At 43.7% G+C, this 6884-nt stretch carries 5 protein-coding genes; all 5 read right to left on the bottom strand.

The features are described from left to right. Positions 1-207: 207 nt before the first annotated feature. Positions 208-375: a DUF6747 family protein gene (locus CWD91_RS23165; RefSeq protein WP_317045629.1), complete on the bottom strand. Its 168-nt coding sequence runs from the start codon at positions 373-375 to the stop codon at positions 208-210. 117 nt (positions 376-492) lie between these two features. Then, a complete protein-coding gene (locus CWD91_RS22525; RefSeq protein WP_103443233.1) occupies positions 493-1269 on the bottom strand; it encodes a M48 family metalloprotease in 777 nt (258 codons plus the stop codon). Positions 1270-1310: 41 nt separating this feature from the next. Then, a complete protein-coding gene (locus CWD91_RS22520; protein WP_103443232.1) occupies positions 1311-2045 on the bottom strand; it encodes a M15 family metallopeptidase in 735 nt (244 codons plus the stop codon). Between the two features lie 424 nt (positions 2046-2469). Further along, the gene (locus CWD91_RS22515; RefSeq protein WP_239985912.1) at positions 2470-3648 is read right to left on the bottom strand and encodes a gliding motility-associated C-terminal domain-containing protein; all 1179 of its coding nucleotides are present in this window, start codon (positions 3646-3648) and stop codon (positions 2470-2472) included. Positions 3649-3731: 83 nt separating this feature from the next. Then, positions 3732-6884, bottom strand: a 3153-nt coding sequence (locus CWD91_RS23160; protein WP_192877714.1) for a beta strand repeat-containing protein, incomplete at its 5' end; no start/stop codon positions are given.

The following is a 6884-nucleotide window of genomic DNA, read 5'->3' as shown; positions in this document are numbered from 1 at the left end:
CATTCGATTTTGCCCAATAAATAAAGCTAAAATCAAAAAACACGAAATATTATGTTCATCCTAATTTTTGAAGAAACACAACAAATAAGCATGATCCGTAGTAATTGTTGTAATCCAATAAAAAAACCTATCGACAATTGTCGATAGGTTTTTTTATTACTTCAATTTGCTTTTATAGTGTTCAAGTAAAAGAGCAAATCCAATTTTCTAGAATTCAAATCCAGTAAAGGCTCTAAATAAAAATGCATAAAGTGCCATGAATAACATTGCCACACAGAATACTGAGTAAACCTTTAAGAGTATTACTACAATTTCTGGTTTACAATTCTCGAATGCCGCTAAGTAAATGTTCTTAAAGTGTAATAAAGTTCCCATATAGTCTCATTTAAGTGATTGTAAATCAAAGCTATAAGGGTTAAATTTGAGACGGTATAAAGATTTGGTACTGGTGCAATATACTAAAATATAGCTAATTACTATCCTTTGTTTGTTTTATTTTGTGTTTTGCTGTCCTTTGTACTTTTCTATGGCCTCGTTAATTTTCTCTATTCTATTGTCCGGGTCTGGATGGGTACTCTGAAATTCGGGGACTCTATTGGGTCCTGCTGCAGCTTTTAAAATCTTCATCACATTTATCATTTCGTAGGGGTCGTAACCTGATCGAATCATAAAGAGTACCCCTAATTCGTCGCTTTCCAATTCATCTTCCCTGCCGTTGGTCAATAGGGTGTTCTGGCCAATACTTCCAACAATATCACCAGCATCGGCACCAACGGAGGCACCCATGGTAACCGTTTGCCAAAAACTGCCATCGGCAATCCTCTCAGCGGAATGTCTTCCAATAACATGTCCTATCTCATGACCCAAAACCCCTGCGAGTTGCGCTTCGTTCAATTGGGAAAATAGGGCATAGGTAATAAAAACCTGCCCGCCAGGAAGGGCAAAGGCATTGATGGTCTGATCGTCTGCCAATAAATGAAAATCATATTTATATGGCGTTTCCCTGGCAATACTATTATTGACCAATTTTACGCCAATCTGGTCTACGAAGGATTGTAGACGTTCATCAGGATAAAGACCGCCATATTGTTGTGCAACCTCGGGGGCGCTCTGCAGGCCAATGGATATTTCCTGTTCAGTGCTCATGTTTATATTCTGAACCCTACCCGTATATGGGTTTTCCTCTTTGTTGTTGCAACGTTGGACAAAAGCAAAAACCACAATGGCCAAGCCGATGAAAATCCTAATTTTCCAACTTCCTCTTCTCATGATATAGTGCCTTTAAGAGTTAATAATCTATCAGCAGATTATTATAAAAGGTCTGGGTTAATATCTAAAATATTGTTTTGAATATATCCTTTTAGAAAACCGGAGGTGAAGTTTTCTTTCCCTATAATATCCTCTTCAAGAAGTAATTTAAAAATATTTTTCCTTCTAAAGGTTTTCAACATTGGAATAGATATAGGGGCATAGCTGTAGTGCCATGGTTCATATTTAAATCCCTTTCTTTTGGGATTATCGGTATAGACCAAATAGAAGCCAAATTTGTTGGCATTATCATCCATCCATTTTTTTAAAAGTTCAAAAGGTCCACCTTCCCCAAATTTTTCCGGAACCAAAACGTCGCCCGTGGTTCTTGGATAACCGTCAATTATATCAATGTCGGTTCCCCAATGGTGCCTACTGGTACCGGGTATGGTGGAGTATTCTATAATCTTTTCAATAGCACCCAATTTGGTCATCCCTTTTTCTTCAGTGAATTGAAGATATTTTCGTTCCCAAATAGCCTCCTGACGATAAAAATTTCGATAGCTCGATACAATTTTCAGATCCATACCCTCACTATAGGCCGCTTTTTTCATTTCCAAAAATGCATCATGGGCCTCCTTTCTCAGGTTAATATCTTGGCCATAGAGCTTAATTTCATCCTTGCCCATTAATTCGCCTATGGAATATTCTGTTTCTTGGAAATGGGTAAGCCCTGGTAATATTGATAAGGCCAAACCGGAATAACTACTTTTTTTGATAAAAGATCTTCTATGCATAAGGCAATAACTAATTTAATAAAACTAAATCCAATCCATGAGGTATCTCAAAAATACTGCCACTTTGTAAATAATATTGATCCATTTAATTTTAAAGTATCAAATTGAATTTATGTGAAACCATAAAGTTACTTATTTTAAACAAGATTGAGAATGGCCCTTTATAGGAATTGAGGCAATGGATCGGTCTGAAATGAATTAAATATTCAATTACCTCAGTGCAAGCCAATGAGGCATCGGATGGAAACTACTGATATCAATTCGCCGCCCGTTCCTTTCAGGCGGGCAAGCGTTGGAACATTCAAATCCCACTTAGTGGGTAAAATAACTACGGGCAGTAAGAGGTAACGGTTTATGGCTTTCTTACCTAGAAAGGATTTAGACTCTTATGAAGTCCATATCCAAGAATTTTTTTGGAAATACTTTAATTTTTCACTGCCTGGGATAGGTATAGGTATCCTTGATGTTTTATTTTTAGATCATTCAATATTATGATATAATAATATACTCCCGAAGCCAAGCCTATTTGCCCTTTTACCAACATATTTCGGTTGGATATGCCAACAAATTCATCCCTGTAATTTTCTTTGTAATATACCATCACTCCATATCTATTGAAGATTTGGAGTATGTTGTTGGGCGATTCTTCAATTCCGTCAATTACGAGAAAATCATTTGTACCGTCCCCGTTTGGCGTCAAATAATAATTGCCCAGATCTATTGTAGTTAGGGTTTCATTTAGATCTACAGCTCCACCGATGGTAATAATTTCATATTCATTTGGGATGAAGGTATTGGAAGTTATGGAGCCAAAGGAAAATTCCCCTTCTAGGGCTGAATTCCCCAGATTGACCCATTTTTGTTGATTTTTGCTCCAGCCTACTACTATTAGGTCACTAATATATTCCCCAAGAATACCAATATTGCTCCGATCATCCCAGCTTAAAGTAACTGTGCTAGGTGAGACCCCCTCTAAACGCCAAAATTCCTGGTTGCTTACTGCGGCCACATTAAAGTCCCGTGCGTCGGAAGTGAAATTTTCATTGAAACTAATTTGGTTATCTGGTGCTACAAAAAAATAGGCACATTTGGCCAGCACATTAACGCTTTCCGAAGATATGGTCAATGGCCTCATACGATCATCATCCCCTACGGGAAAGGTAAAGGTGTCTTTATTTACAATGGCCCCGTAACCATCAATTTTGGTGTTGTTTCCCTCACCCACATAAAACGAATCATCGGAAAAGTTTAGGAAGACATTGGAGCGATTCCTGGGCGTAAACACGTCACCTTGTATAAAGTTGAAATTATTCAATATCCCTACACTTGTTTCCAGATAGAGTCCGCCATTTACAGCTACCTCGGAATCATAAAAAACGGGGGTAAAGGCACCTGAAATGGTCAAGGGGTTGTTGTCGTTATAAAAACCTACCAAACCTAAATTTTCATCAAAGGTACCATCATTGATAACATCCATATGGAAACCTACCATAGCAGTCTCATGAATCTGAATGGTCCCATAATTATGCACGGCATCTTGCGCGTTTGAAAGCGACACGGCTGCAAATATGATGTAGACAATTATATGTTTGATGGTATTCACGTTTCTGATAATCTGTTGGATTTCCTTATATTCTATTTAACTTAATTAGACTTTGGAGTAATGATTCATAAACAATATTGACTTTAATCTTTATTCAATTGTTGCCAATTGGTGCCATCACTTTGTAGCCAATATATTTTGTTTTCATCCAAGTCTTTTTTCCAATTCCCTTTGTCACCAATGTAATTTATGTTAGTCTCATTCTTCTTAGCATTGTCCATTATTTTCAATACATAAACTTGTCCTAGGTTTGATGCCGTTGCGTTTGGTAAAGAAATTACATCATTACTGCCGTAAACAATTAAAGTAAAATCAGTTGACCCTAAGGTTGTACTTGTTGAGGTACTTCTGATACCACGCTTAAATGAACCACCTTGTGCGTCCTGTCCGGTAGCTCCAGTTGCTCCAGTATCTCCTTTGGCTCCGGTCGCACCAGTGTCGCCCTTATCGCCTTTGGCTCCGGTCGCACCAGTTATACCTTGAATTCCTTGTGCTCCGGTATCACCTTTAGTTCCAGTGGCACCAGTTACACCTTGTATTCCTTGTGTACCCGTATCACCTTTTGCTCCAGTGGCACCAGTTACACCTTGTATTCCTTGTGTACCCGTATCACCTTTTGCTCCAGTCGCTCCGGTATCACCTTTGTCACCTTTAACTCCATCAACTCCATTGGTACCAGCTGCTCCAGTGGCACCAGTATCACCTTTAGCTCCATCTGCTCCCGTGGCTCCTGTATCTCCTTTTGCACCTGTAGCGCCGTCTGTTCCGTTGGTTCCATTAGTACCAGCTGCCCCGATGGCACCAGTTGCTCCGGTATCTCCCTTGTCACCTTGGTCGCCTTTGGCTCCCGTAGCACCATCATTTCCATCTGTTCCGTTGGTTCCATTGGTACCTGCTGCTCCAGTGGCACCAGTTGCTCCAGTATTACCAGTGGCTCCATCATTACCATCTATTCCGTTGGTTCCATTAGTACCAGCTGCACCAGTGGCTCCTGTATTACCTGTATCACCTTTGTCACCTTTAGCTCCGGTCGCACCAGTTACACCTTGAATTCCTTGTGCACCTGTGGCACCAGTGGCTCCGTCGTTTCCATCTGTTCCGTTGGTACCATTAGTACCAGCTGCACCAGTATCTCCTTTGTCTCCTTTGGCTCCAGTCGCACCAGTTACACCTTGAATTCCTTGTGCACCCGTATCACCTTGGTCTCCCTTGGCTCCTGTAGCGCCAGTGGCACCATCATTTCCATCTATTCCGTTGGTTCCATTAGTACCAGCTGCCCCGGTGGTTCCTGTGTTACCAGTATCTCCTTTGTCACCTTTAGCTCCATCGGCTCCGGTCGCACCAGTTACACCTTGAATTCCTTGTGCACCCGTATCACCTTGGTCTCCCTTGGCTCCTGTAGCTCCTGTGGCACCATCATTTCCATCTATTCCGTTGGTACCATTAGTACCAGCTGCTCCAGTATCACCTTTAGCTCCGGTTGCACCGTCGTTTCCATCTGTTCCGTTGGTTCCAGCTGCACCAGTATCTCCTTTGTCACCTTTAGCTCCAGTGGCTCCAGTTACACCTTGAATTCCTTGTGCACCCGTATCACCTTGGTCTCCCTTGGCTCCTGTAGCTCCTGTGGCACCATCATTTCCATCTATTCCGTTGGTACCATTAGTACCAGCTGCTCCAGTATCACCTTTAGCTCCGGTTGCACCGTCGTTTCCATCTGTTCCGTTGGTTCCAGCTGCACCAGTATCTCCTTTGTCACCTTTAGCTCCAGTGGCTCCAGTTACACCTTGAATTCCTTGTGCACCCGTATCACCTTGGTCTCCCTTGGCTCCTGTAGCTCCTGTGGCACCATCATTTCCATCTATTCCGTTGGTACCATTAGTACCAGCTGCTCCAGTATCACCTTTAGCTCCGGTTGCACCGTCGTTTCCATCTGTTCCGTTGGTTCCGGCTGCACCAGTATCTCCTTTGTCACCTTTAGCTCCGGTTGCACCAGTTACACCTTGAATTCCTTGTGCACCCGTATCACCTTGGTCTCCCTTGGCTCCTGTAGCGCCGTCGTTTCCATCTATTCCGTTGGTTCCATTAGTACCAGCTGCCCCGGTGGCACCAGTTGCTCCGGTATCTCCCTTGTCACCTTGGTCGCCTTTGGCTCCCGTAGTACCATCATTTCCATCTGTTCCGTTGGTTCCATTGGTACCTGCTGCTCCAGTGGCACCAGTTGCTCCAGTATTACCAGTGGCTCCATCATTACCATCTATTCCGTTGGTTCCATTAGTACCAGCTGCACCAGTGGCTCCTGTATTACCTGTATCACCTTTGTCACCTTTAGCTCCGGTCGCACCAGTTACACCTTGAATTCCTTGTGCACCCGTATCACCTTGGTCTCCCTTAGCTCCTGTAGCGCCGTCATTTCCATCTATTCCGTTAGTTCCTGCTGCACCAGTATCTCCTTTGTCGCCCTTGTCGCCTTTGGCTCCATCAGCACCAGTGGCGCCGGTAGCTCCGTCGTTTCCATCTGTTCCGTTGGTACCAGTTGCTCCTGTAGCACCTGTTGCTCCGGTATCTCCTTTGTCACCTTTAGCTCCGTCAGCACCAGTGGCACCGTCATTTCCATCAGTTCCGTTGGTTCCAGCTGCTCCTGTAGCACCTGTATCTCCTTTGTCGCCCTTGTCGCCTTGGGCTCCGGTCGCACCAGTTGCCCCATCATTACCATCAGCTCCGTTGGTTCCGGCTGCACCAGTATCTCCTTTGTCACCTTTAGCTCCAGTGGCTCCAGTTACACCTTGAATTCCTTGTGCACCAGTATCACCTTGGTCTCCCTTGGCTCCATCAGCACCAGTGGCGCCGGTAGCTCCGTCGTTTCCATCTGTTCCGTTAGTTCCAGCTGCTCCTGTAGCACCTGTTACTCCTGTATTACCTGTATCTCCTTTGTCACCTTTAGCGCCGGTCGCACCAGTTACACCTTGAATTCCTTGTGCACCTGTATCACCTGGGTCTCCCTTGGCTCCTGTAGCGCCGGTGGCACCATCATTTCCATCTATTCCGTTGGTTCCATTAGTACCAGCTGCCCCGGTGGTTCCTGTGTTACCAGTGTCTCCTTTGTCACCTTTAGCTCCATCGGCTCCGGTCGCACCAGTTTCACCTTGAATTCCTTGTGCACCCGTATCACCTTGGTCTCCCTTGGCTCCTGTATTACCAGTATCACCTTTAGCTCCATCAGCTCCGGTTGCACCAGT

The organism is Arenibacter hampyeongensis (assembly GCF_002909255.1).
GTDB classification, from domain to species: Bacteria; Bacteroidota; Bacteroidia; order Flavobacteriales; family Flavobacteriaceae; genus Arenibacter; species Arenibacter hampyeongensis.
The sequence above is the reverse complement of the archived record's forward strand: the minus strand, read 5'-3'. Positions and strand labels throughout refer to the sequence as shown.

Excerpts from the sequence above, each read along its gene's own strand:
- CWD91_RS23165 (WP_317045629.1), bottom strand. The coding sequence starts at position 375 with ATGGGAACTTTATTACACTTTAAGAACATTTACTTAGCGGCATTCGAG.
- CWD91_RS22520 (WP_103443232.1), bottom strand. The coding sequence starts at position 2,045 with ATGCATAGAAGATCTTTTATCAAAAAAAGTAGTTATTCCGGTTTGGCC.
- CWD91_RS22525 (WP_103443233.1), bottom strand. The coding sequence starts at position 1,269 with ATGAGAAGAGGAAGTTGGAAAATTAGGATTTTCATCGGCTTGGCCATT.